This window comes from Oleiphilus sp. HI0086, from assembly GCF_001635225.1.
This window is the reverse complement of record NZ_LWFZ01001070.1, coordinates 1-902: the sequence shown is the minus strand read 5'-3', so window position 1 is coordinate 902 and position 902 is coordinate 1. Positions and strand designations below refer to the sequence as shown.

The window sequence follows — 902 nt, the reverse complement described above, 5'->3', positions numbered from 1 at the left end:
GAAGCCGGGTAACTCTTCTCAAGCACTTCCAATCGAGTGTTTATCACGATAGGCACGCGGTGATAAGCCCATCCAGGTTTTAAACGCTCTAGAAAATACCGAGGCTTCATCAAAGCCTAATTCCAACCCTATCTCGCTTATTGATCGATTACTATCATTTAGCAGGCTTAGCGCTTTTTCACATCGTAGTTTTTGCTTAATTTGTTGGTAGCTAGTGTTTTCTTTTTCCAAGACACGTCTTAAATTTCTTGGGCTCATATTGAGTTCACTGGCCAAATCATCAAGCTTCTTAAACTGCATCGTATCATCAACAATCATATTCATTACTTGAGTACTAAAACTTCGTTGAAAGTCCGGCTTTGACAGCAAATCGGTTGGCGAATTTTGTAAAAAAGTATTCAACTCTTTCTGGCCCTGTTTAATAGGCAAATCCATAAGAGCTGATTCGAAGACTAGTGCGTTTTGCGTTTCACCAAACCTACAGTGACAAGGAAAGAGCAAACTATACTCCGCAACATGCGGTGGACTCTGGTAACTCAAGCTAACATATTTTAAAGGTAATCGTTCAGTAACAAGCCAGCTTGCAAAGCGATGCCAAACCAATAAAAAAAACTCTACGAGGAAATTGGCAGTATCCAACTCGGGCCGTACAGGCTGAAAAATAAGACGAGCTCCCTCCGTAGTATTTTCAAGTTGCAGCACGATATCGTTTCTAAAGGTACTGTAGAGCAAGCTTGCCCGCCTTATGCTTTCACCAATAGTTTGCTCCCTTATCATTTGTTTAGCTACGATGGCAAAAACACCTTGTTTACAGGGCTGATCGGTAAAGCCCATGAACTCATCATCCATTAGTCGCCAGATAGAACGAATTAGTGTTGATACTCGCTCAGATGAAATACGAT

1 protein-coding gene is annotated in these 902 nt (G+C 41.4%); it reads right to left on the bottom strand.

The genetic code is table 11. The annotated features are described in order from the left end of the window. Positions 1-18 precede the first annotated feature (18 nt). Positions 19-902: AraC family transcriptional regulator (locus tag A3756_RS19045; RefSeq protein ID WP_068554306.1), on the bottom strand; the 884-nt coding region annotated here is incomplete at its 5' end.